The sequence below is a fragment of the Bradyrhizobium sp. CW1 genome, assembly GCF_023100665.1.
Lineage (GTDB): Bacteria > Pseudomonadota > Alphaproteobacteria > Rhizobiales > Xanthobacteraceae > Bradyrhizobium > Bradyrhizobium canariense_D.
In genome coordinates, this window is record NZ_CP064684.1 from 3,278,627 (window position 1) to 3,302,281 (window position 23,655).

22 protein-coding genes and 2 pseudogenes are annotated in these 23,655 nt (G+C 62.1%); 13 read left to right on the plus strand and 11 right to left on the minus strand.

The window, feature by feature from the left end; genetic code table 11:
- Window positions 1-16 precede the first annotated feature (16 nt).
- The gene (locus IVB54_RS15995) at window positions 17-364 is read left to right on the plus strand and encodes a response regulator (protein WP_345956893.1); all 348 of its coding nucleotides are present in this window, start codon (window positions 17-19) and stop codon (window positions 362-364) included.
- A gap of 15 nt (window positions 365-379) precedes the next feature.
- On the opposite strand, the gene IVB54_RS16000 is transcribed toward IVB54_RS15995, so the two are convergent.
- From IVB54_RS16000 to IVB54_RS16010, 3 genes are read right to left on the minus strand one after another with little or no spacing between them, the layout of a single operon-like run.
- Window positions 380-991, minus strand: a complete 612-nt coding sequence (locus tag IVB54_RS16000) for an invasion associated locus B family protein (protein ID WP_247362265.1) — start codon at window positions 989-991, stop codon at window positions 380-382.
- Window positions 992-1,019: 28 nt separating this feature from the next.
- Window positions 1,020-1,271 carry a hypothetical protein gene (locus IVB54_RS16005; RefSeq protein ID WP_247362267.1) on the minus strand — a complete coding sequence of 84 codons (252 nt, stop codon included), beginning with the start codon at window positions 1,269-1,271 and terminating at the stop codon, window positions 1,020-1,022.
- An 11-nt stretch (window positions 1,272-1,282) separates the two neighbouring features.
- Complete coding sequence (locus tag IVB54_RS16010; protein ID WP_247362270.1) at window positions 1,283-2,971, minus strand: transporter; 1,689 nt, start codon at window positions 2,969-2,971, stop codon at window positions 1,283-1,285.
- Between the two features lie 130 nt (window positions 2,972-3,101).
- On the opposite strand from IVB54_RS16010, the gene IVB54_RS16015 reads away from it, so the two are divergent.
- The 6 genes from IVB54_RS16015 to IVB54_RS16040 all read left to right on the plus strand — a co-directional run bounded on the left by IVB54_RS16015 (window position 3,102) and on the right by IVB54_RS16040 (window position 11,245).
- Entirely contained in the window at window positions 3,102-3,776 is a 675-nt protein-coding gene (locus IVB54_RS16015) for a YoaK family protein (RefSeq protein ID WP_247777515.1), read from the plus strand.
- A complete protein-coding gene (locus IVB54_RS16020) occupies window positions 3,773-5,509 on the plus strand; it encodes a SulP family inorganic anion transporter (protein ID WP_247362271.1) in 1,737 nt (578 codons plus the stop codon). Before IVB54_RS16015 ends, IVB54_RS16020 begins: the two co-directional genes overlap by 4 nt.
- 168 nt (window positions 5,510-5,677) lie before the next feature.
- On the plus strand, window positions 5,678-8,431 hold the full coding sequence (locus IVB54_RS16025; protein ID WP_247777358.1) for a decarboxylase: 2,754 nt from the start codon (window positions 5,678-5,680) through the stop codon (window positions 8,429-8,431).
- A gap of 14 nt (window positions 8,432-8,445) precedes the next feature.
- Entirely contained in the window at window positions 8,446-10,146 is a 1,701-nt protein-coding gene (locus IVB54_RS16030) for a transporter (protein ID WP_247368047.1), read from the plus strand.
- Between the two features lie 31 nt (window positions 10,147-10,177).
- Window positions 10,178-10,612 (plus strand): hypothetical protein, encoded by a 435-nt coding sequence (locus IVB54_RS16035; protein WP_247362280.1) that lies wholly within the window; start codon window positions 10,178-10,180, stop codon window positions 10,610-10,612.
- Window positions 10,613-10,789: 177 nt separating this feature from the next.
- Window positions 10,790-11,245 (plus strand): hypothetical protein, encoded by a 456-nt coding sequence (locus tag IVB54_RS16040; RefSeq protein ID WP_247362282.1) that lies wholly within the window; start codon window positions 10,790-10,792, stop codon window positions 11,243-11,245.
- Between the two features lie 99 nt (window positions 11,246-11,344).
- Here the strand turns inward: IVB54_RS16040 and ppk2 are convergent, their stop codons facing one another.
- Together ppk2 and IVB54_RS16050 are read right to left on the minus strand one after the other, a co-directional pair.
- Complete coding sequence (gene ppk2 / locus IVB54_RS16045; RefSeq protein ID WP_247362285.1) at window positions 11,345-12,145, minus strand: polyphosphate kinase 2; 801 nt, start codon at window positions 12,143-12,145, stop codon at window positions 11,345-11,347.
- A 36-nt stretch (window positions 12,146-12,181) separates the two neighbouring features.
- Entirely contained in the window at window positions 12,182-12,634 is a 453-nt protein-coding gene (locus IVB54_RS16050) for a hypothetical protein (RefSeq protein ID WP_247362288.1), read from the minus strand.
- 160 nt (window positions 12,635-12,794) lie between these two features.
- On the opposite strand from IVB54_RS16050, the gene IVB54_RS16055 reads away from it, so the two are divergent.
- From IVB54_RS16055 to IVB54_RS16080, 6 genes and pseudogenes are all read left to right on the plus strand, one after another.
- Window positions 12,795-13,226, plus strand: a complete 432-nt coding sequence (locus IVB54_RS16055; protein ID WP_231190719.1) for a hypothetical protein — start codon at window positions 12,795-12,797, stop codon at window positions 13,224-13,226.
- Entirely contained in the window at window positions 13,219-14,451 is a 1,233-nt protein-coding gene (locus IVB54_RS16060; RefSeq protein WP_247362291.1) for a biotin/lipoyl-binding protein, read from the plus strand. The genes IVB54_RS16055 and IVB54_RS16060 overlap by 8 nt, the downstream gene beginning before the upstream one ends.
- Window positions 14,452-14,564: 113 nt before the next feature.
- Window positions 14,565-15,886 (plus strand): annotated as a pseudogene (locus tag IVB54_RS16065) (TAXI family TRAP transporter solute-binding subunit).
- A 154-nt stretch (window positions 15,887-16,040) separates the two neighbouring features.
- Window positions 16,041-17,684, plus strand: a complete 1,644-nt coding sequence (locus IVB54_RS16070) for a DUF3300 domain-containing protein (RefSeq protein ID WP_247368051.1) — start codon at window positions 16,041-16,043, stop codon at window positions 17,682-17,684.
- Window positions 17,681-18,598, plus strand: a complete 918-nt coding sequence (locus IVB54_RS16075) for a DUF2950 domain-containing protein (protein WP_247362297.1) — start codon at window positions 17,681-17,683, stop codon at window positions 18,596-18,598. Before IVB54_RS16070 ends, IVB54_RS16075 begins: the two co-directional genes overlap by 4 nt.
- Before the next feature lie 49 nt (window positions 18,599-18,647).
- Complete coding sequence (locus IVB54_RS16080) at window positions 18,648-19,049, plus strand: hypothetical protein (RefSeq protein ID WP_247362300.1); 402 nt, start codon at window positions 18,648-18,650, stop codon at window positions 19,047-19,049.
- Between the two features lie 39 nt (window positions 19,050-19,088).
- Here the strand turns inward: IVB54_RS16080 and IVB54_RS16085 are convergent, their stop codons facing one another.
- From IVB54_RS16085 to IVB54_RS16110, 6 genes and pseudogenes are all read right to left on the minus strand, one after another.
- On the minus strand, window positions 19,089-20,591 hold the full coding sequence (locus IVB54_RS16085; RefSeq protein WP_247777360.1) for an MASE4 domain-containing protein: 1,503 nt from the start codon (window positions 20,589-20,591) through the stop codon (window positions 19,089-19,091).
- Between the two features lie 72 nt (window positions 20,592-20,663).
- Window positions 20,664-22,180: pseudogene (locus IVB54_RS16090) on the minus strand (IS66 family transposase).
- A gap of 69 nt (window positions 22,181-22,249) precedes the next feature.
- The gene (gene tnpB / locus IVB54_RS16095; protein WP_007601228.1) at window positions 22,250-22,603 is read right to left on the minus strand and encodes an IS66 family insertion sequence element accessory protein TnpB; all 354 of its coding nucleotides are present in this window, start codon (window positions 22,601-22,603) and stop codon (window positions 22,250-22,252) included.
- Complete coding sequence (locus IVB54_RS16100; protein WP_247290870.1) at window positions 22,600-23,022, minus strand: transposase; 423 nt, start codon at window positions 23,020-23,022, stop codon at window positions 22,600-22,602. Before IVB54_RS16100 ends, tnpB begins: the two co-directional genes overlap by 4 nt.
- Before the next feature lie 39 nt (window positions 23,023-23,061).
- Window positions 23,062-23,250 (minus strand): hypothetical protein, encoded by a 189-nt coding sequence (locus IVB54_RS16105; RefSeq protein ID WP_247777361.1) that lies wholly within the window; start codon window positions 23,248-23,250, stop codon window positions 23,062-23,064.
- 169 nt (window positions 23,251-23,419) lie between these two features.
- The gene (locus IVB54_RS16110) at window positions 23,420-23,617 is read right to left on the minus strand and encodes a hypothetical protein (RefSeq protein WP_247362306.1); all 198 of its coding nucleotides are present in this window, start codon (window positions 23,615-23,617) and stop codon (window positions 23,420-23,422) included.
- Window positions 23,618-23,655: the final 38 nt, after the last annotated feature.

A 23,655-nucleotide genomic window follows, 5' to 3' on the forward strand; every position in this document is an offset into this window, starting at 1 on the left:
CAGGTCAATATACGTTGTGGATGACGATTCATCGATGCGGCGAAGCATGGAGCGGTTGCTGCGGAACCACGGCTTTACCGCGGTTGTTTTCGAGTCCGCCGGTGCATTGCTTAGTCATGGCCACCTCGAAGACGCGTGCTGCCTCGTGCTGGACGTCAATCTGAACGGCGAGTCGGGTATCGCCCTGCGGCGCAAGCTGGCAAGTGACGGCGCTAAGGTGCCTGTCGTCTACATCACGGGCAACGACAGCCAGGCAAATCAGGCGGCCGCGATCGATTCCGGCTGTGCGGCCTATTTGAGCAAGCCCTTCGCGGCCAGCGAGCTGATCGCAACGGTTGAACGCGCCTGCGCCAAGAGCGCTTGAGTTGTTCTCACCTGCTCACTCCTCGATGTCCTGCTCCAGGATCTGTGCAGGCGCGCCTTTGTGAGCCGGGCCGAACTGTGCCAGCGGCAATGACGTCGTCAGAGACAGAAGGTTGGAGTCGGTGACCTCAAGGACGAGAGCCGTGCCGGCATCCATGTCGTTGATGAACTTGGGATCGGCTGCGTCGGCGGCAATGCAGGTATTGCTCAGGCACCAGGTGTAAGGCAATGACTGGACGTTGGCCCCGTCGATCGTCAGCTTGACCGGCTTCTGCAGATACATGCCGACGGGAACAAACACTTGTAGGCGCGCAATGGGGTCGCCGTCACGCTCGATGAGGTCCACGCGGATTGCCATCTGACCCGTAGCAAACCGCCCCGTGATCGAGGTTCGGCACAGCATCGGCGTTCCTGCAGGCCGTACGCAAAGCTTTGTCCAGCCGCCATAGGTGATGTCCTTGGCTTCGCGCTGCCCGCGAGGTGCGATTTCGGCGGACTTTACCTCTGGGGTCGGCTTTGGCGCGGCTATATTCTGCGCTGAAGCTGGTCGGGCAACAGCCGCCGCGAACAATATCGACACGCAGACGAGCGCACGCCCGGACAAAAGCACTGAAGTTGCGTCGATCATGTTCTGCCTCCAGGCGCCAGCTCTGCGGCTATTTCTGCGCGTCAAGGAATCGTTCGACGAGCGGTGCCCACATCGGAATCGTGTAGGGCAAGCCGATGAGGAAATGTCCGTCGCTGACGGGCCGAACCACATAGGCGAACATAGGTAGCGGCAGTGGCAAGGCCCAGACCTCTTCCTGGATACGAACATTGTGGTCGGCGCCTCCCGGGGCTAGAAAGCAGGCCAGGATGCTCAATGCCGCGGCGAAGTAGGTCACTGTCGAAGCATGCCGCAGGTTCACGCGCGCCTCCTTCAGCCGGCGAAAGTGCTGGCCACGATGATCGGTCCAAGCACGGTGAGCACAACGTTGCCGACAGCGTAAGGCACGGCGACTCCGAGGACGGGGGTTTGGCTTTCTGCAACTTCGCAGGCGCCGGTCACGGCGGCGTCGACCGTCATGGCGCCGGCCAGCGCTCCGCAAATGATGACCGGGTTCATGCGGAGCACGCGATGGGCAAACAGGGTGGTCACGATCAGCGGCACCAGCGTGACGACCAGGCCCATGCCGACCAGTAACAAGCCGTGCGACTGGATCGCGACCCAGGCCGCGTGGCCGTTGCCGAGCCCGATCGCGGCGATGAAGCCGCCGAGCCCGAGGTCGCTCAGCGTCTGCTGCGCTGCGGGAGGCATTGCACCCATCGTCGGCCGCCGAGAGCGCAGCCAGCCGCAGAAAAGCCCTGCAATCAGGGCGCCGCCGCCACCTCCCAACGTCAGGGGCACAGACCCGATCTTGACGCTCACGAGACCGGCAAGCAGACCTATGGCAATGCCTGCGGCAAGGAATGCGATGTCGGTACGGTCTTCGGAGCTCAGGATCTGTCCAACCTGCGAGGCGGCGCGCTCGATGTTGCGGGTGCTGCCGACCAGCGTCATGACATCACCGACATAGACGCGGGTCTCCGCGCTCAAGGGGACCTCGCGTCCCATCCGCGTCAAGGTGCGCAGGAACACGCCGCGCGCGGCGTCGCCGACGCGGTCGGCCACGTCCTTGACGGAGCGGCCGTGGAGCTTGCGATTGTCGACGAGGACGTCGACCACATTGCCTGGAAGAGCCTTCAGGATCTCGTCGGCGTCGATTTCGGTGCCAACAATCGGCTTTGCGGCGACAATGGCCGCCGTGCGACCCGCGATGACGATGTCGTCGGCCGCTTCAAGAACCGTGTCACGATGCGGCTCGACGTCAGCTCCCCCGCGCACGATCCGCTCGATTACACTGCGGCTGCCGATCTCGTCTTCGACGGCGCCGACCGTGCGTCCCGCCGCTGCCGACACCCGGTACGCGCGCGCCTGGAACTTTCGATAATGCAGATTTTCGGTCTGCGGCGGGTTTCCTCCTGACAGCTCCGCTTCCAGCTTCGCAGCCTCCGCCTTCAAATCGATCCGCATCAATTTCGGCGCGACAAAGGGTACGAACAGAAGCGTGAGGATGTAACCAAGGACGTACGTCACCGCGTATCCGGCGGCGATATTCGCCTCCTGCTGCTCCAGCACGTCCTTGGCGAGCCCGAGTTGGGCCAGCGCGCCGGACGCGGTGCCGATCACCGAAGATTGCGTCAGGGCTCCCGCAGCGAGCCCCGAAGCGGTGCCGGGACCGAGTGCGAATGCCTTGGCAAATATGAGAACGATGACAAGCCCGGTGCCGCCAAGCACGAGCGCGAGGGCGACCTGCGCCAAGGTCCGGATGCTCAGAGAAGCAAAGAACTCTGGCCCCGACCGGTACCCGATCGTGAATACGAACAGGCTGAAGAGGATGACTCTCAGTAGCGCTGGAAATGTGAAGGTGCCGAGCTGCCCGATCAGGACCGCCACGATGAGCGTGCATGCGGTGGTGCCGATCGAAAATCCAAAAATACGGACGCGGCCAAGGATGGTGCCGAGCGCGACCGACAGCAGCAGGAAGATTTCCGGCGCGGCAGAGATGATCCACCTGACGGTAATCATGGCGCATTGCCTCCAGTAGTTAGGGGCCAATCTCGTTGCCGAAAGCTGGCGACAGTTGATCCAGATCAATCCTGGTCGGCGGCAAGCTCGCTTCTTGTGGAGCCTCAAGAGTCAAAGCCGACCTTCGGACATGAGCACGATGGATACTGCCGCTGCTTCGTCGATACGCCGCGACGAAACGGTGCCGATTGCGCTGCTGCTTGCCTTCGCCGGGGGCTATATCGACGCCTTTACGTGGATCATCCACGGCGTGATGGCCAATGCCCAGACCGCAAACCTTGTGCTGTTGTGGGTTTATGGCTCGATCGGAAATTGGACGAAGGCGCTGCACTTCGTTCCGCCGATCCTTGCATTCGCCGCCGGTATCCTGGTCGCTGCATGGCTGCGACGGGCAACCGGAGCGCGCGCCAGCGCGATCGGTACGCTGATCGAAATCCTGCTGCTGGTTACTATCGCCATCCTGCACAATCGCCTGCCGGATCTTGCGGGAACGCTTGGCATTTCCTTCGTCGCCGCCGTACAGAGCGCCGTCTTCACGAGGGTCGAAGGCGTGCTCTACAGCTCCGTCATGATCACGGGCAACATGCGGCAGGCGATTGAAGCTGTGTTTGCTGTAGCGTCTGGCGAGGGGGCGCTACGGCTCCCCGGCATTTTCGTTGTCTTGTGTATCACGTTCGGCCTCGGCGCGGCTCTTGGCGCCTTCGCGACCAAGCAGATCCCGAATTTGGCGCTCGGTGTCCCCGTGATCGCGCTGCTGGTTGTGCTGTTGCGTTGCGAAAGTCCAGGCGAGGAGGCCAGCTCATGACCTCATCCAACCGCAGATCGCGCTGGACTTTCCTGTTTCCGCCGGCGACATGGTTGGCGCAGTACCGTAGCGCTTGGCTGCGTTCGGACGCCATCGCCGGCATTACGCTTGCGGCGTACGCCCTCCCTGTGTCACTTGCCTATGCGACGCTGGCGGGCCTGCCGCCTCAGATCGGCATCTACGGCTACATGCTCGGCGGCATCGGCTATGCGCTGCTGGGGTCGTCGCGCCAGCTTGCAATAGGTCCAACCTCGGCGATCTCGCTGATGATTGCGGCGACCGTCGGGACGCTGGCCGGCGGAGACGCGGCGAAATATGCCGAGATCGCGAGCCTGGCCGCCTGCGCGGTGGCGCTGCTGTGCCTGATCGCCTGGTTGTTCAAGCTCAGCGTTCTCGTCCGCTTGGTGAGCGACAGTATCCTGGTCGGTTTCAAGGCCGGCGCGGGACTTACCATCATGATGAGCCAGTTGCCGAGCCTGTTCGGCGTTGCCGGAGGCGGTCACAATTTTTTCGATCGCGCCATCAAGCTCGCGGGTCAGCTCGGCGGCATCAATTGGCTGGTTCTGGCGATCGGAGCCCTCGCTCTCTTGTCCCTGCTTGTGGGAGAGCGGTGGCTGCGGGGAAAGCCGGTCGGGCTCACGATCATGGCGCTATCGATCATGCTGGCGACACTGCTTGGCCTTCCATCGCTTGGCGTGCCGGTGACCGGCAAAATTCCGGAGGGATTGCCGGCGTTTGGACTACCCAGCTTTGGTCTGTTGGAGCCGGACGAACTGTTCCCGCTGGCTGCGGGATGCGTGCTGCTGGCCTATATCGAAGGTGTCTCCGCCGCGCGCAGCTTTGCTGCCAAGCATGGCTATGCCCTTGATGTCCGTCAGGAGTTTTTGGGGCTTGGCGCGGCCAACCTCGTCGCCGCATTCGGCCACGGCTACCCCGTGGCGGGCGGATTGTCGCAATCTGCCGTCAATGACAATGCGGGCGCGCGCACGCCCCTGGCTCTGGTGATCTGTTCGACGACGCTGGCACTGTGCCTGCTGTTCTTCACGGGAGCCCTGACGAATCTGCCCAAGGCGGTGCTGGCGGCGATCGTCTTTGCTGCCGTTTACAGGCTGGTGGACATCCGCGCGCTGTTGCGGATGTGGCAGGTCAGCCGCATCGACTTTAACGCTGCGGCAATTGCGCTGGTATCCGTGCTGCTCCTGGGGATATTGCAAGGCGTTCTGCTGGCGGCGATTGCCTCGATTGTCCTGCTCCTGGCGCGAGCCTCACGTCCGAATGTCGCCTTCCTCGGCCGGCTCCCGGGCACCGGCCGCTACTCCGATGATGCGAGGCACGAAGGCGTCGAGCCATTGGTCGGTATCATCGCCTTTCGACCGGAAGCCTCGCTGCTTTACATCAATGCCGAAACAATCCTGGAAACAGTGTCGGATGCCTTGCTGAAGTCGTCCGATATCAGGCTGGTTGTCTGCGATCTCTCCGCTTCGCCCTACATTGATTTGGCTGGGGCGCGCATGTTGCACGACCTTCACGACAAGCTCGCCTCGGTCCATATCGCCTTCTGCATCGTCGGTGCACATGCACAATTGCGCGATCTGCTGCGGGCCGAGGGATTGGCGGAAAAGACCGACAGTGCGATTTGGCTTCGCTCGGTCGACAGCGTGCTCGGTGAAAGCAAGCAATCGTCTGATCCCATATCGGAGGATCCGGCCGGCGTGTTGGCCACCCGGCTCTGATCCGATCTCTCTCGCCTGCAATCGGAATCGGGCAACCACCTCGGACGATATTGCATCGCGAGGTGCTTCGGGTCTCTTCAAGATGCGCGTCCGTTGACTTGGATCAATAAACCGAGGTGAGCGGGCATCACGATCCGGCTGCGACCTCGCAAAGATCCGGAGAGAGACATGTCCAAGGACGCCAAGCCTGCAGAGAAGCGCATCGATCAGTTCATTTCCGGGCCCGGCGGACGGGCAGACAACTGGCGCGATCTGGTCGAAGCAGCCAAAGCATGGGCGCGCGGCGGCGACCGTGCGATGTTTGACGCGGCCCTGGCCGATCTCTCCGTGATAGAGGAGTTTCACGGCTATCCGGGGCTGCAGTTGATGGCGGCTTTGCGGGAAGCCGCCTCGGCCGGGGATGCGGCGGGTTCACTTGCTCTCGCGACGCGCATTACGCAGGCGTTGATGACGAGATCCTTCCGCCAGCTTGCCGGCGACTGGGATGCCAAGGACGACGGCGACGGTGATGCGCCCGAGCTTGTGCCGTCAACTTTCGGATCGCATGCAGCTCGGCGACCCTATTTCGAAACGCTGGTCGTCACCGGCGTCTCCTCCGAGAAGTGGCCAGCTCTCGCTGCCGAATGGCGCAAGTTGCGGCGTCCGGTCGATTCGTTCGTCTATGAGCCGGTGATCGTCGGAAGTCTGGAAGACGCCTTCTGCGCGACGATGCTCAAGCCCAATATCGCCGCCGTCGTCATCAACGAGGGGTTCGCTCTGCGCTCGCGTCACGACGCGCCGGTATTGCGCACCATGACCGCCGCCGCGGGGATCAATGACGAGTCGGACGCGTCCGCGCTCCGGCTAGCCCACGTCATCAAGCGGGTACGTCCCGAGCTCGACATCTATCTGATGTCGAATCGCGACGTCGAGGAAATGGCGGGGAACCCCGAGGCCAATGTGGCTCGGCGGATATTCTACTCCATCGAGGAGCTCCTCGAGCTCCATCTCTCCATCCTCGAAGGGATCCAGGATCGATTCGATACGCCATTCTTCGACAACCTGAAGAAATACGCGCAACGCCCGATCGGCACGTTCCATGCGCTGCCGATCGCTCGCGGCAAATCTGTCTTCAGGTCGGACTGGATCCGCGACATGGGCGAGTTCTATGGCTTGAATCTGTTCCTGGCCGAAAGCAGCGCCACCACCGGCGGCCTCGACAGCCTGCTGGAGCCGACCGGCACCATCAAGAAAGCGCAGGACAAGGCGGCACGCGCGCTCGGCGCGGATCGCGTGTTCTTCGTGACCAACGGCACCTCGACCTCCAACAAGATGGCGGTGCAGGCGCTGCTCGGGCCAGGCGATATCGCGATCGTGGATCGCAACTGCCACAAGTCGCACCACTACGGCATGGTTCTGGCCGGCGCCCAGCCGATCTATGTCGAAGCGTTCCCGATGACCGAGTATTCGATGTACGGCGCGGTGCCGCTGCAGACCATCAAGCAGGCGCTGCTGAATGCGCGGGCAGATGGCCGGCTGGACCGCGTCAAGATGCTCGACCTGACCAACTGCACCTTCGACGGCCACATCTATAACACCCGCCGGGTGATGGAGGAATGCCTCGCGATCAAGCCCGATCTGATCTTCCTGTGGGATGAAGCCTGGTTCGGCTTTGCACGCTTCTCGCCGTTCCTGCGGCGGCGGACCGCGATGGGCGCCGCGAACGAGATCGAGGCCTGGATGCACGACCCGAAATCGGTTGCGGCTTACGAGAAGCAGCAGGCCGAGCTCGACAAGAATCCATCGGACGAGGTGCTGCTCAAGACCCGACTGATTCCCGATCCGCGTCAGATCCGCTTGCGCGTCTACCAGACCAACTCGACCCACAAGTCGATGTCGGCAATCCGGCAGGGCTCGATGCTGTCGGTCAAGGACGTCGAATTCCATACCGTCGAGCAACAGTTCAAGGAGGCGGTGTTCACGCACGCGTCGACCAGCCCGAACCAGCAGCTCATCGCGAGCCTCGACGTCTCGCGGCGTCAGATGGAGCTCGAGGGCTATGGTCTGGTAGCGAACGCGATCGAAATCGCGTTCGCGATCCGCAAAGCGGTCAACAACAATCCACTGATCTCGAAATACTTCCGGATTCTCGGTGCGGACGCGATGGTGCCGGCGCAATACCGCCAGAGCGGCTTCACCGACTATCTGGCCACCGGCACAAACTGGGCGAGTGTCCTGAAGAGCCTTGACGACGACGAGTTCTGCCTCGATCCGACCCGCATGACGTTGGTGTGCGGCACCGCCGGATACGACGGTACGCAGTTCAAGGGAATCCTGGCAAACGAGTACAACATCCAGATCAACAAGACCTCGCGCAATTCGGTGCTGTTCCAGTCCAACATCAACAATACCCGCAGCGATGTTGCGCATCTGGTGAGGGTGCTGGCCGAGATTGCGGGCGAGGTCGATCGTGGACTGGTTCAGGGTGGCGCCAATGCGAAGAAGACCTTCGAGGCGCGGGTCAAGAGCCTGATGACCGATGTGCCCGACCTGCCGAACTTCTCGCAGTTCCACGACAGTTTCCGTGGCGATGCCGGCACCAGGACCAATGAGGGCGATATCCGCAGCGGCTTCTACTCGGCCTACGACGCGGCGGGATGCGAATATATCCGGCTCGGCGATCCCGAGATCGACCGTCGCCTCAAGGCCGGTCCCGACCTCGTCTCTGCCAGTTTCGTGATCCCGTATCCGCCGGGCTTCCCGATCATGGTGCCGGGGCAGGTCATCACCCAGGAAACCATCGACTTCATGCGCAAGCTCGATGTGAAGGAAATCCACGGCTACGACGCCAAGGAGGGGCTGAAGCTCGTACGTGCCGAAGCCCTGGCGAAGATTGGCCGGCCCAAGCCCGGCGCCGCGCCGAAGCTGAAGGCGGCATCGTAATAAAGGGGACGGACATGCAGAGCTTTTTCACGTTCTTGCAGCAGAACCCGTTTCTGTTGCTGTTCTTCGTCGTTGGCCTCGCCGTCTGGATCGGCCGTGCCAGCATCAAGGGTTACGGCCTCGGCATGGTCGCCGGCGCCATCGTGGTGGGCGCAGCCCTTTCGGTTTGGGCGTCGGTCTACGGCGTGAAGCTTGAGCTGAACACGTTCGCCAAGAGTCTGTTCTACTATTTGTTCATGTATGGCGTCGGCTTACGTGTGGGACCGTCCTTCATCAACAGCCTGAAGGGCGACGGTCTCAAGTTCTGCATCCTGGCGCTGGTGTCGAGCGTTCTCGGTCTGGCGCTTGTCGTTATGCTTTCAAAGCTCTTTGCGCTGCCGATCGGCGCTGCCGGCGGCATGCTGGCGGGGTCGCAGACGATGTCCGCCGCGATCGGCTCAGCCGAGCAGGCCATCACCTCAGGTGTCGTCAAGCTTCCTGACGGCATGAAGCCCGAGGACGCGTCGGGCATGATCGCGCTGTCCTACGGCATTACCTATATCTGGGGCACAGTCGGCATCATCTTGATCTGCAAATACCTGCCGCGCTGGTGGGGCGTCGATGCCAAGGCGGCTGCCAGGCAATACGAGAAGGAATTTGGCGTCAAGGATCTCGAGGGTGGCGGCCTGACCGGCTATCGGCAGTTCGGCCTGCGCGCCTACCGGCTCGAAAATCCGGCCCAGGTCGGCATGAGCATCGCCAAATTCCGCACGATCAACCCGGAATACCGCATCGTCAACGTGGTGCGAGGCGGTCAGCCGTTGGGAGCCGATCCCGACGTCGTGCTGCAAAAGGGAGACCTCGTCGCGCTCGGTGGCGCGACCGAGCATCTGACCGACAAGATGGGACTGATTGGCCCTGAGGTTGCCGACGCCAAGGCGCTCGGCATTCCCATGGATCAGGCGGACATCCTGGTCACCAACAAGGAGATGGTCGGACGCACCTTCGAGTCCTTCCGTGAGACCGCGATTGCCGGCCAGCTGCAGGTCACCAAGGTCGAACGTGGCGGCGTGCAGATTCCGGCCGGTCTCAAGACGGAGTTGCAGCGGATGGACATCGTCTCGGTGGTCGGTATCAAGTCGGCCGTCAACGAGCTCGGCGAGATGTGGGGACGCATTGCGCGGACCAACACTTCGACCGATCTGCTGACGCTCGCCGCCGGCATGATCATCGGCTTCCTGATCGGGATGATCGAATTTCCAGCCTTCGGCGCCAAGATCGGCCTCGGCAATGCCGGCGGACTGCTGCTGTCCGGCGTGATCGTCTCGTCGCTGGTCTCCCGACTGCGCTTCTTCGGCAACACACCGAACGCGGCGCGCAATGTGCTGGAGGATCTCGGCCTCGTGGTCTTCGTCGCCATCGTCGGCATCAATGCCGGCGCCGGGTTGTTGGCGCAGCTCACGGGTGCGGTCGCGTTGAAGATCTTCGTCGCTGGCTTCATCGCCTGCACGATCCCGCCGTTCGTCGTCTGGGCGATCGGCTTCCACGTCTTCAAGATCAATCCGGCCGTGCTGATGGGCGGCGTTGCCGGTGCGCGGTCGCACTCCGGTCCGTGCCGCGAAGCCGCGGTGGAAATCCAGAGCTCCGTGCCCTGGATCGGGTTCCCAGTCGGCTACGCCGTATCGGGCATTCTGCTCACCGTGTTTGGCTACTTCGCGATGATACTGGCTCAATAGATCGGCATAACAACCAGAGGAAACGAATCTCATGAGAAAAGTCGCCATCCGTGTCGCCTTGACTGCTCTGCTGATAAGTGCCGGCTTCAGCACGCCGTCGCAGGCAGAGACCGGCCAGGTCGCCGTGGTCTTCACCAAAGGCGGATTCATCGTCGGCGTCGGTGGCGGCGAGGGCGTTCTGCTGCTGCGGGGCCACAAATATCCCTTCACCGTCTCGGGCATGAGCGTCGGCTTCACAATCGGCGCCTCGACCACCAAGCTGGTCGGCCGCGCTCTTAACCTGAGGGGGCCGGAGTCGATCGAAGGCTCTTATGCTGTGGGCGGTGCGGGCGGTGCCGTCGCCGCCGGCGCAGGTGCCGTTCAGCTGCAAAACGGCAACGGCGTGATTCTGCAGCTTAGCGGGCCGAAGGTCGGTGCGGAGCTGTCAGCCGCTGTGGGGGGCGTGACGATAGCTTTGAAGCGGTAGAGCGGCAGTCGCGCCGCTTCGGCGGTCGCGGCGCTCTAGCTTGAATGGCGGCTGCTTCTCTCATGCACATAGGTCAGGGAAGCGGCCGCAACTCAGTGCCACGTTCGGGTGCCAACCGCGTTCCGCGAGGCATCGTCGAAAGCGGATCACGGCACCCATATCGAGGGAGGACATGCCATGCTTCGTTATCTTCTGGCTCTTGTTGCGGCCGTCGTTCTTCTCACGGCCACGCTCATTCCCGATGATGCCTATGCCCGCCGCGGAGGTGGCGGTGGTGGCTATCGTGGAGGTGGAGGGGGCATGCGCGCCGGAGGTTTTCATGGCGGCGCCGTTCACGCCGGACGGATCCATGGCGGAGGCGGGCGCCACTATGCAGGAGGTCCGCGGCCAAGCCATCCGATCGCCGGTCGTCCTGGCCGTCCAGGTTACCCCGTTGCGGGCCGTCCCGGTCGTCCGGTCGCCGGTTATCCCGGAGGCTATCCGCGATATGGCTATCGAGGCGCGGCTTACGGTGCCGCCGCCGTCGGTGCGGCCGCCGCGGGCGCCTACGGATACTACAACAACAACTACAATAACGGTTGTTATCAGGACACGTACGGCAATTGGGTCTGCCCCAACCAGTATCCGTATTGAAAGAATGCGCTGCTGACGGACCCAGCGAAGTCCGTCGGCAGCATCGATCTGACCGTCAACGATCGGACCGCGCCCGCCGTGCGGCCCGCGATCACTTCGTCAATATCGTTCCGCGACGAAGTTCATCCCGCGCAAGGGGGCCTGGTCATTGTAACGTCCCTTGTCGGAGCGCTTCGGCAGCTTCACCTTGTCCTTCTTGATCCGCTTGTGCGGGATAGCCTCCAGGATGTGCGCGATACAGTTCAGCCGCGCCCGCCGCTTGTCGTCGGACCGAATGATGTACCAAGGCGCGTCCTTCGTGCTCGTCTTCTTGAGCATCAGGTCGCGCGCGCGCGAATAATCATACCAGCGCTTGAAGGATTCGATGTCCATTGGGCTGAGCTTCCATTGCCGCACCGGATCGTCGATGCGGGCGTTGAAGCGGCGCTCCTGCTCGTCCAACCCGACCTCGAGCCAGATCTTGATCAGGATGATGCCGCCGTCGATGGCGTACTTTTCCATTTGCGGGCAGAGCGCGAGGAAACGATCGTGCTCGGCGGGCGAGCAGAATCCCATGACATACTCGACGCCGGCCCGATTGTACCAGCTCCGGTCGAAGATCACGATCTCGCCCCCGGCCGGAAACTGCTTCATGTAGCGCTGGAAGAAAAGCTGCGTCTTTTCGCGATCCGATGGCGCCGGCAGTGCCACCACCCGGAACACGCGCGGGCTGACCTTTTCCGTGATCGCCTTGATCGTGCCGCCCTTGCCGGCCGCGTCGCGGCCTTCGAACAGGACGATGACCCGAAGTCTATTTTCCTTCACATAATCCTGAAGATGGCAAAGCTCGATCTGGAGCTTTTCGAGCTCCTTCTCGTAGTCCTTGCGCTTCATCCGCTCTGTGGCTCGATCCTTCGCCATGCTGCTCCGCCTTCCGTCAATCCGGCCGAAACGTGATCAGTCGCCCCACGAAATGATGACGCCGATATCCCCGGGCACGCCGCCAGGAAAGTCGATGACCTGATAGCCGATCCGGTAGCCGCGCGGCTTGAGGTATTCGGTCCAGAGCTCGAATATCTCTTTTGGAATTCCCGTCAGCGTTTTCTCCCATCCTCCCTCCATCTGGTTGATGGCGCGGCCCTTGTCGGTGCACAGGGTGTTCGGGAAGCGGTAGACCTGCACCTCGGTCAGACCGTTGCGAACCGCGCGCTGGATGATGGTCGAGGCGAGCTTGATCTTCTCCTCCTCGGTCTTGCCGGACGGCTTGCTCAGCCGCTCGATCAGGGCGCGCTTCTCGGCTTCGGCGGCGGCGGCGAGGCGCACATATTCTTCGGCCTTTTTAGTGTCTTCGAGCGCCGCTTCCTTGCGGATTTGCGCGGCGTGGGGGATGAGATCATCGATGCCGGGCATGACTGACGAGCTCCTGGCTTGCTGTGGGGTAGAGTCAGGGCTAGGCTAGGTTCCGCGCCGTTCGGACCTTTGATTCATATCAATCAATTTCTCGCCTGCGTTGCCACGGTCGTTGTCTAGAGCGCGTACTGCCCTCATTCCTTTTGGTGGAGAGCTACCGTTGACCGAGCAAATTCACCCGTTGGCCCCGCATCATCTGCCGTTCTATCTCGCGCCGGGAAGCGGCACGGACGTGCTGATGGTGGTGATGGGGATCTTCCTGATCGGCAGCGTGCTCTGGGTCGGTACGCTCTATTGGAAGCTGCACAGCCTCCCCGAACGAATGGCGCACAAGTCGCAGAAGCTGCAGTTCGAGATCGTGGCCGTGCTGGGCATCATCTCGCTCTTTACGCACATGCACATTTTCTGGGTGGCCGGTCTTCTGCTCGCGATGATCGACCTACCGGATTTCGGCACGCCGCTGCGGAGCATCGCAGGCTCGGTCGAGAGAATCGCTGACGCGGCGCCCGGTGAGGGCCGCGAGCCCGAACTGCCAATCCTGCCGCCGGTCGAGAAGCCGATCGTCAAGGGGAAGGAACACAGCCATGTTTGAGCTCATGTTCTGCTCTCTTCTGACCATCCTGCCGGACTACCTCTACCGCCGCTATGCCCAAGGCAAACGTTTCGGCAAAGAGATCACGTTCTTTTCCATTTGGTACGAATTGCGATGGGGCATCACCGGCTGCCTGATGCTCACGATTTCTCTGATCACGATGATCTTCTACTTTCATCCGTCGACGACCTCGGCCACGCTCTATTTCCGCACGGTGCCGATCCTGCCCGAGGGTTCGGGCCGCGTCGCGGAAGTCAATGTCGGCTACAGCGAGGCAGTGAAGAAAGGCGACGTACTTTTCAGGCTGGACAGTTCGAAGCAAAAGGCGGCTTTGGAGACGGCCACTCGCAAGATCGCTGAGGTCGATGCCGCGATGACAAGCGCGGAAAACGACGTGGTCAAGGCCGAAGCGCAGATCCAGGAAGCCAAGGCCAGCCTTCAGCAGGCCAAGGACGAGTTGGACGTGAAGACGGAATTGCAGCGCCGCAACCCCGGCATCGTCCCGCAACGCGATATCGAGAAATTACAGGTCGTGGTCAACCAGCGGCAGGCTGGTGTGGACTCGGCCACTGCGTCCAAGACGTCGGCGACGTTGCGGCTTTCAACCCTGTTGCCGGCTGAAAAAGCGAGCGCCCAGGCGGCGTTGGCCGAAGCGCAGGTCGATCTGGACAAGACCTTCGTTCGCGCCGGCGTCGATGGCCGCGTGGAGCAATTCCTGGTCCGCACCGGTGATGTCGTCAATCAGCTGATGCGGCCGGCCGGCGTGCTGGTTCCGGACGGCGCCGGCCGGCGCGCCTTGCAGGCCGGCTTTGGTCAGATCGAGGCACAGGTGATGAAGGTCGGCATGGTGGCGGAAGCAACCTGCATATCGAAGCCGTGGGTGATCATTCCCATGGTCGTCACCAGTGTTCAGGATTACATCGCAGCCGGCCAGTTCCGAAGCGGTGAGCAGCTGATCGAGGCGCAGAACGTCGGGCGGCCCGGCACGATCCTGGCCTTCCTTGAGCCCCTCTACAAGGGCGGCCTCGAAGGCGTGACGCCGGGTAGCAGCTGCATCGTCAATGCCTATACCAGCAATCACGAGGAGATATCCGCGAAGGAGACGGGCACGGGTCGGGCCGTCGCTCTGCATGTTGTCGACGGTGTCGGCCTCGTGCACGCCATGCTCTTGCGGATTCAGGCGCTGCTGCTGCCGATCAAGACGCTGGTGCTGAGCGGGCACTGACCGGCTTCGCTTTGGTTTGAATCGCACTTCGGTTCGGCGATGCGCCTCAGTTGAGCCGGTCTGGCATCATGAGCCAGTCCGACCACCCAGCGCATATTCACTATGAGGGCCACATGGTCCCTGCAAAAATGCCGATCTGGCTTCGTTCCTTCATTGTCGCCAGCGCTGTTGTGCTCGTGCTTGGAGCGGGCCTGTTCGGCTACCGCTGGTACTCTCACCCGACGACGCTGACCATCGCGGTCGGGTCGCTGGATGGCGAAGCCACGCGTCTGGTATCGGCGTTGGCGAGCCGGCTTGCCGTGGTGAACGCCCCGGTCCGGCTCAGACTGGTGGAAACGACCAACGCGGTTGATGCTGCCGAGCAGTTTGCGGCGGAAAAGGTCGAGCTTGCTGTCGTCCGCGGCGACGTCGGCGACCTATCGCAGGCGCAGGCTATCGTGGTTCTCGCCCACGCCGTTGTCCTGCTGGTTGCGCCGCCGGGCTCCTCCATTACCGAAATCGCTGGTCTGAAGCGCACCAGCGTCGGCGTGATCGGCGGCGAGATAAATCGCAAGGTCGTCGACGTCCTCAGCGACGAATACGGCCTCGGACGCGCCAACGTGTCATTCCGCAATCTCCAACCGGCAGACGCGCGGCGGGCACTCGATGCCAAGGAGGTACGGGCGATTCTGATCGTCGTTCCTCTTGCCGAAAAGTATCTGGCCCTCTTGCGCGGTCTCTTTCTGCAGACGCCGAAGACCGCGCCGGTCCTCCTTCCCGTCGAGGCGGCTGGTGCCATCGCGGAAAAGCAGCGCGCCTATGAAAGCTTCGATGTCCCGAAGGGCACGTTGCGCGGTTCGCCGCCTGTCCCGAGCGAGGATCTTACCACGCTGCGGGTTTCGTTCTATGTGGTCGCGCAAAAGCAGCTCAGCGCAGAGGTGGCGGGCAGCCTGGCCGACGCGCTGATGAAGGCGCGCAGGGTGACCTGCTCGGCGAATTGCCGATACTCTCTCAAATGACCGCGCCGAGCACGGATTCGGACGCCTTTCTCCCGGTTCATCCCGGCGCCGCGGCATTCTACAACGGAACGCAGCAGAGCTTTCTGGACGAATGGGGAAACATCATCTTTCTCGCGCCCATGATTTTCGGCGGCCTCATCTCGGTACTGGCGGCTGCCTGGAAATTCCTTCGGGTAGGCGATCCATCGAAGGCCGAACGGGGGCTGGACTTGCTGTATGCGTTGGGTGTGCGGATACGCAGGGCGGAGGCAGTAGCCGAACTGTCCGATATCGAGGCCGAAATCGACCGGGTTCTCCAGGCTCAGCAGGCCAAAGCCGCGGCAGGAGACGAAAATGCGCTCGATGTCACGACCTTGAATGTCGCGGCGCATCGCCTTCAGAGCCTGATTCATGATCGCCGGGTTTTGCTGTCCGCGCTCCCGGGCTCCAGCGCCTGAGCGGCGCGGCCGGATCTCGACCGGATCAAACGTCGGGCCGCCGTGGAATGTATAGCGCGGACTTCGAGAGAGCTCCTTGTTCCTTGATCTTGATCAATAAAGGTCACTGATCGTCCAAGATGCTTGGCCCAATGAGGGTTCAAGGGAGGACGCGATGCTTCGTTGCGGTAGAACTCTGATCGCGATGGTCCTGCTCTTGGCGCCCGTGCCCGCGGCAGCCCAAACTGCGGACACTTCGGCCGCCTCAGGTGCCCAAGCCCAAACGCCGGGTCAGCCGCGGGCGGCTGCCGAAATGCTCAAGCCCGAGCAGCTCGAAGCTCTGGTCGCACCGATCGCGCTCTATCCCGACGAGTTGCTTGCCAACGTGCTGGCGGCATCCACCTATCCTCTGGAAGTCGTTCAGGCCGATCGCTGGCTGAAAGAGCACAAGACTCTGAGGGGTGATGCCCTAAAGACTGAAGTCGAGAAGCAGCCGTGGGATGACAGCATCAAGGCGCTGGCCTCGACTGCTGAGGTCCTTTCCATGATGAGCGACAAGCTCGACTGGACCAAGGTGCTGGGCGACGCGGTGCTCGCGCAGCAATCGGATGTGATGGATGCGGTCCAGCGGCTGCGGACCAAGGCTTATGACAACAAGAAGCTGCTGACCACCACGCAGCAGAAGGTGAGCGTCAAGACCGAGGAAAGCAGGCAGGTGGTCGTGATCGAGCCGGCGGTTCCCGATACGATGTACGTGCCGTACTACGAGCCTGCGACGGTCTACGGCGCGTGGCCCTACACCGAGTATCCACCATATTACTTCGGCTACCCGTCCTACATCGGCGCAGGCGTCGTCGCGGCGGGTCTCGCGTTCGGCACAGCCTGGGCTATCGGTCGCTGGGGCAATTATTGGGGCGGCGGCTGCAACTGGGGTAACCGCAACGTCTATATCAATCACCGCACCACCAACATCGGAACTGGCTGGCAGCACAATCCGTCGCATCGCCAAGGGGTACGCTACAACAACGCCAACGTTCAGCAGCGCTTCGGCAATAGCAATCTGAAGGCCGGCGCCGCCGACCGCATGGATTTCCGCGGCCGCGACGGACAGCAAGTCTTGAAGCCGGGACAGGATCGGCCTGGTGGCGCAGATCGCGCTGGGGATCGTGCGGCAGATCGCGCTGGCGACCGAGGTGGCGACCGTCAAGGCGCCGGGGATCGCGCCAAGGCGGGAGGCGATCGCGCCAAAGGCGGTGGCGATCGCGCGGCCAAGGGCGGTGGTGCCAAGAATGCCGGCGCAAAGAGTGCTGGCCCTAAAGCCGGCGGCGCCAAGGGCGGGGGCGCCAAAGCCGCGAACCGCGGTGGTAGCGGAAGCGTGCTGAACGTGTCGTCGGGCCGCTCGGCGGCCGCAGCATCGGCGCGTGGTCATGCGAGCATGGCGAGCATGGGACCGCGCGGTGGCGGTGGCGGAGGTGCGAGCTTCGCCGGCCGAGGCGGCGGCGGAGGCTTCCAGGGTGGCGGAGGCCGTGGTGGTGGTGGTGGCGGCGGACGGCGTTCCGATATCGCGCTGAAGCATGACGTCGTTCTGCTCGGCCATCTCGCAAGCGGTCTTGGTTATTACCGCTTCAGCTATATCGGCAGCGACAAGGCCTATGTCGGCGTCATTGCGCAAGAAGTCGAGGACGTGAAGCCGGTAGCCGTCACCCGCGGAGCCGACGGCTATCTCCGGGTCTATTACGAAAAGCTCGGTCTGAAATTCCGTACCTATCGCGACTGGCTCGAGAGCGGCGCGCGGATTCCTGGCGAGGTGACGCCATGATGGGTTTGAAGTCGCTTCGTCTCGCCATCTTGCCGGCCATTATTGCGCTTGGGCTCCTGAGCTCGCCATCCCTTGCGCAGCAGTCCTATCCGACACCGGAGGATGCGGCAGGGGCGCTCGCTGCCGCCGTGAAAAGCGGGCCGGACCGGGCCATCCTGAAAGTCCTCGGCAGCGCTGCCGAGGACATCGTTTCCTCCGGCGACGAGGTCGCCGACGTCGACATCCGGAAACGCTTCACCTCGATGTATGATGCGAAGCATGCGATCAAGGCGGAAGGTAACAGGAAGGCAGTGCTGATGTTGGGTCCGGACGACTTTCCGTTCCCGATTCCGCTCGTCAACACCAGGACCGGCTGGGAATTCGATACCGCCGAAGGCCGCATTGAGGTCCTGTATCGCCGCATCGGCCGCAATGAACTCGACGCGATCCAGACCAGTCTCGCCTTTGTCGATGCCGAGAACGAATACGCCGACAAGGATCGCGGTGAGGGTACTGGCGTGTACGCGCAGCGCATCGTCAGCAGCGCAGGCAAGAAGGACGGGTTGTTCTGGCGCGACGACAGCGACCCGAGCCCGCTCGGTGCATTGGCGGCGCAGGCTTCGGCCGAAGGCTACAAGGCCGAGGAGGGGCCGGCGCCCTATCATGGCTACTATTTCCGCATCCTGAAGGGGCAGGGATCGAACACGCCAGGCGGCGCGCTGAACTATATCGTCAACGGCAAGATGATCGGAGGTTTCGCACTGGTCGCCTGGCCGGCCGAGTACGGCAATTCCGGCGTCATGACCTTCCTGGTCAACCATGCGGGCGTTGTCTACCAGAAGGATCTCGGGCCTCGGACCAAGGTCCTCGTTTCCCGCATCAGCGCGTTCGATCCGGACCAGACCTGGAAGAAGCTGGATGGTGTAAAACCCTGAGCGACGCACGCAGATCTTGCGTGGGCTTCTTTGGCGTTTGGCACGCCTCGTGCTGCTCGCACTCCTTATCCCGACGACCCCGTCGTTTGCACAGGCATCCGCGCAGGTCCGGATCAAGATCGTAAAGGCGGGGCTGCTCGTGGGCGGTGGCGCTGGGAGCGGCGTGCTGACCTATCGCGGCCGCCATCATCCGTTCCGCATCAGCGGGGTAAGCTTGGGTTTTACCGTCGGCGCTACCGTTGGGTGGCTCGAGGGCTGGGCTTCAGGCATTCGAGAGGTCAGCGATTTTGCCGGCGCATACAGCTCGGTCGGTGGCGGGGCTGCCCTGATCGGCGGCATCAATGGCGCTCAGCTGCGCAACGACAAAGGGGTCACGATGGTGCTGCAGGGACCAAAAGCCGGGGTGGAATTCGCCGCTAATCTCAGCACAATCATGATCTCTCTGAAGTGAGCGCGCGAAAGGCGGAATGGTCGTGACGGTCCCGTACCGTCATTGCACCGAAGCGGGGGCGGAGACGGGCATTTCCAGCTCGAAAACGGAGCCCCTGACGTCCGATTTGACCAGCCTCAGCTTTCCACCGCACCTTCCGACCAGGTTGGAGGAGATGGCCAGCCCCAACCCCATACCGCCTTGTTTCGTCGTGAAGAACGGATCGAAGATGCGCTCTTGGTGACGGGGTGTGATGCCGGTGCCGGAGTCTTCTACGGACAAATGGACCGTTGCGCCACCATCAAGGCTGGTTTTCATACGGAGCTGTCGTTGATCGGCGGGGACAGAACTCATTGCGTCAAGCGCGTTTTTGCAGAGGTTCAGGACAATCTGCTGAAGCTCAGTGCCGCCCAGAGCGACTGGGGGAATGTTGCCCTGAAACTCCGTAATTACTGATACGCCATTGGCAAGGAGATCGTGCCTCAACAGTCGCAGCGCAAGCTCGGCGACATCCTCGACGTTTGCTGAAGCGCCGCCCTGCGCCGTTTTGATTGTCATCTCGCGAATGTTCGATATGATGTCAGCGGCGCGGCTGCTGTCCGCTTCGATGTCAGACAGGATGTTTTCGAGGTCCTCCAATTCAAGGGGGGCAGCTCGCAGGTGACTGAGGCCTGTCGCAGCATTGAGCGAGATGGCCCCCAATGGCGATCTTAGCTCGTGGGCGATCGCGCCAGTGACCGCGTCGATGCTGAGAAGCCGGTTCGCTCGTTCGCGTCGTTGCAGGGCAATGACGCTGGCAAGGCGCGAATAGATAAACATCGTTTCGATGAGCAATACGGTCAGCAACATGCAACTGCCGACGAGAACGAAACCGCGTGCTGCGTACCAACCGATGGTGAACCGAACCGAGCTGCCGATGATTGCTACCAGAAAGTTCGGCAAGTAGGCGAGCAAAGTCACCATCAGCCAAAGGTCAAGAATGGTGCGCATGCGTGCAAACAAAACGGTGAGAGCAGTCAGATTCCATAGCAAAAGTATCAGGTTGACCTGATTGCCGAGAGGGGTCTGGTGCCTGACGTCGTTCACGTAGAAATTAGGAAGCCATTCGGCTTTCGCGTTCACGATCCACGCCAGTCCTGCCACGGCGGCGCCGATGCACCCGACAACTATTATGATCGCGGCTGTTGCAGGTTTGCCTGGTTTGCCGCCGGCGGTATGATCCTTCGTGAACCCGTAGCCGAAAATCGCCGCGGGGAACGTTGCGTGCCATAGCACGTAAAGCCAAGCGGGGCTGTTCAGTCCATCCCCAATGACACCCGCGGAAGCGTATCCGTTCGGAAAGGCGAGCGTTTGCAAGAATGCGAATGATCCGCTGAAAACGTATCCGCTTGCCAGTGCGAGAAGTGCCCGTTGAGGCTGGATCGAAAATTGAGCAAATAGCAGGGCTGCCGTGATGAACTCGGCCAAGGCCAACGCGGTCTGCAACACTGGAACGAAACCATTAATCTGGCCCAATTGGATCCGGGCGAACGGCGCGATGACCGCTGCAAGGACGATGAGCAAGACGGCGACACCCACCGCCCAGGCCTTTTGACGAGGGGTTGCGGGGATGTTCGTAAGCGCTTAGCCGCAACCCTATTGAGGCTGGCTTGACGTTTTGCGGAATCGCCACGGCATGAGGTCTTCGATGCGGCTATGGGGATGGCCGTCGATGATCGTCTCGAGTGTTTCGGCGATGTAGGCGGCCGGGTTGACGTCGTTGAGCTTGCAGGTGGCGACGATCGAGGCGAGCAAGGCCCAGTTTTCGGCTCCGACCTCATGACCGGCGAAGAGCGCATTTTTTCTGGTCAGGCAGACTGGCCGGATGGCGTTCTCGACAGGGTTGGTGTCGAGCTCGAGGCGCCCGTCTTCGAGGAAGCGGGTCAGACCTTGCCAGTGATTGAGCGCGTAGCGGATGTCCTCGGCGAGCGTCGAACCGCTGGAGATCATCGACAGCTGTTTTTCGAACCACGACTTCAACGCGGCTACCATTGGCAGCGAGTGCTCCTTGCGCGCGGCCAACCGTATGTCCGGCGATGCACCGCGCACCATGGCTTCGATGGCGTAAAGCTGTGCGATGTGCCGAATGGCGGCCTCGGCGATCGGCGATTTGCTATTGCGGGCCAATTTGACGAAGCGTCGGCGCAAGTGGCTCCAGCAATGCACGAGCGTCCAAGGCCCTTGCAGTCGAGCGACTTCGGTCAGTCGATCATAACCGTCATAGGCATCGCATTGCAGGAAGCGTCCGCCAAAGCCATCCAGGAACTGCTCAGCGAAGGCACCGCTGCGACTGGGGGCATATCGGAACAGCACGATCGGCGGACTTGGGCCGCTGTGGCCGCGGTCGTCTGAGGCAATCGCCCAGAAGTAGCCTTTCTTCGTTTGGCCGCGGCCCGGATCGAGTACCGGCGCCTTGGTCTCGTCCATGAACAGCCGATCCGCCGTGGCCAGGTGGTGGCGCATGTGTTCCGCGATGGGCTGAAGATGGAAGCAGGCGCGGCCGGACCGTTGCCCAGTGTCGCCCGATCAAGCCGGATGCCCTGGCGCGCATAGATCTCGGCCTGACGGTAAAATGGCGTATGGTCGCCAAATTTGGAGACGACGGGGCCGGAGCAGCGGCGACAGATGTATTTTGGGCGGCGTGTGATCAGCACGCGCCATTGCGCCGGGATCACGTCGAGGCGCTGGCTGACGTCCTCGCCGATCTTCGTCATGGCGCCGCAACCGCACGGGCAAAGCGTACTCGCAGGCTCGATGATCCGTGCCACCCGCGGCAAATGGGCAGGCAGGCAGCCGCGATTGCGATGAGAACCTTGATCCGGCGCGCTCCGCGATCGGCCCTTGATCACAGCCTCGGCTCTCTCCTGCGCCGCGTCCAGGATGCCTTGCGCGATCTCCACGTCTTCCAGCGGCAAGTGATACTGATCTGGCCGCAGCTTCTCGGACGTCGCGCCGAACTTCTCGCGTCGCAATTCGCCGAGAATGACCTCCAACCGACGCCGCGCCTCTTCCGACGTCGCCAGCGCCGCCTGATGTTCGCTCAAGGCCGCCTGCGTTTGCGCCAAAAGCGCTTTCAATTGTTCATTTTCGTCGCGCAGCGCCGCGATGCTCATGCGCTATTTCGAGCACATCGCCGCCGCGCGTGCCACATTCAAAATAGCTTCCGAGTCATTCTGCCGCAGTTATCCAGCCGCCTGGGGACGCCGCGCTTCTTCCGGGCGGACCAACCTCCAATCCAGCCCCTCGAACAGGGCTGCGAACATCGCCGGCGATATCCGTATCACGCCGTCTGCGATCGTTGGCCAAACGAACTTGCAACCTTCAAGACGCTTGTGCACCAACACCAGACCCGTTCGATCCCAGACCAAAATCTTGATCCGGTCCGCTCGTTTCGATCGGAACACGAAGGCTGCGCCGCTGAACGGGTCGAGACGAAGCATCTCCTGCACCTTCGCCGCAAGCCCATCGTGGCCACAGCGGAAGTCGATCGGCCGCGTCGCGATGTAAATCTTCAGATCGGCACCGGCCGCGATCATCGTGACGCTCGCATCGCGCGGATCACACGGGACAGCTGCTCGCCATCTATGGCTGTGTCCGTCCGCAGCACGACATCGCCGATCGCGATCTCAAGCTTGATCGCCGGAACCTGACGCTCCTCCAACGCACCTTCCACGACTAGCGGCGCGAATGTCGGCTGCGATACCTCGCGCGGCGGCAACATGCCTCGCTGTCGAAACCGCCGCCGCCAATCGTAGATTTGCCAGCGCGTCGCTCCGTGCTTGCGCGCCACCTCGGACACCTGGGCACCGGGTAACAGACTCTCGGCGACGATCCGAGCTCTCTCAGCTTCCGAACGTACGCGGCGCCCCGATGGTCCTTCAAGAACCTCCAGCCGGCTCACCGATCCCCTCGTTGAGCCGTCCAAATGGACGTCCTTTTTGCTGTCCAATCCCATCCGAAACCTCCGTCCAAGCCGGAGGCTTCTTTCGCACGTTCATTCGAATTCTGAAGCAAGGGTATCGGCTTCGCGCTTACGGATGTTCGCGATGATCAGTGGGAATTCTTGCTCATCATCGTAAGCGGGCTCGGCGGCTGCGTTGGCTGATCGCTGGCTCGCTGGCGCAATGCCCGGCCCTGATGCTGTCGCACCGCCGACAAGTCCCATGAACTTGCGCTGGCTCATGCCGCCTCCGGGCCACGAGACAGCATCTTACTCGTCCCCACGCCCGTTGAAAGCCCGTGAGGGCAGACCAGGTTGAAGCCTCTCCGAGGAACGATCATGAAGCTTTGCGCCGCGTATACACCGGAATCCTGCAAGGACTGTGCGAAGCTTGCTATAGCTTTCCCCAACCTTAATCCACAATAGTGTCGCGCCGGTTCACCGCGCCGGGGATAATCATCCGGATCGTTGCTCGCCGGTTGAGCCGGTAACATACCGGAAATTCGTCATGCGGGGCAATGTGCTGGTGTCGAGTTTGGTTGGTGTAGATTTGAACCTCGATCGATGATTTTGCGGTCTGGATTTCGTCGGCGGCTGCGAGGGCGAGCAAATTGTACGTCGAGCCGAGGCTATTCTGACCGCGGATGT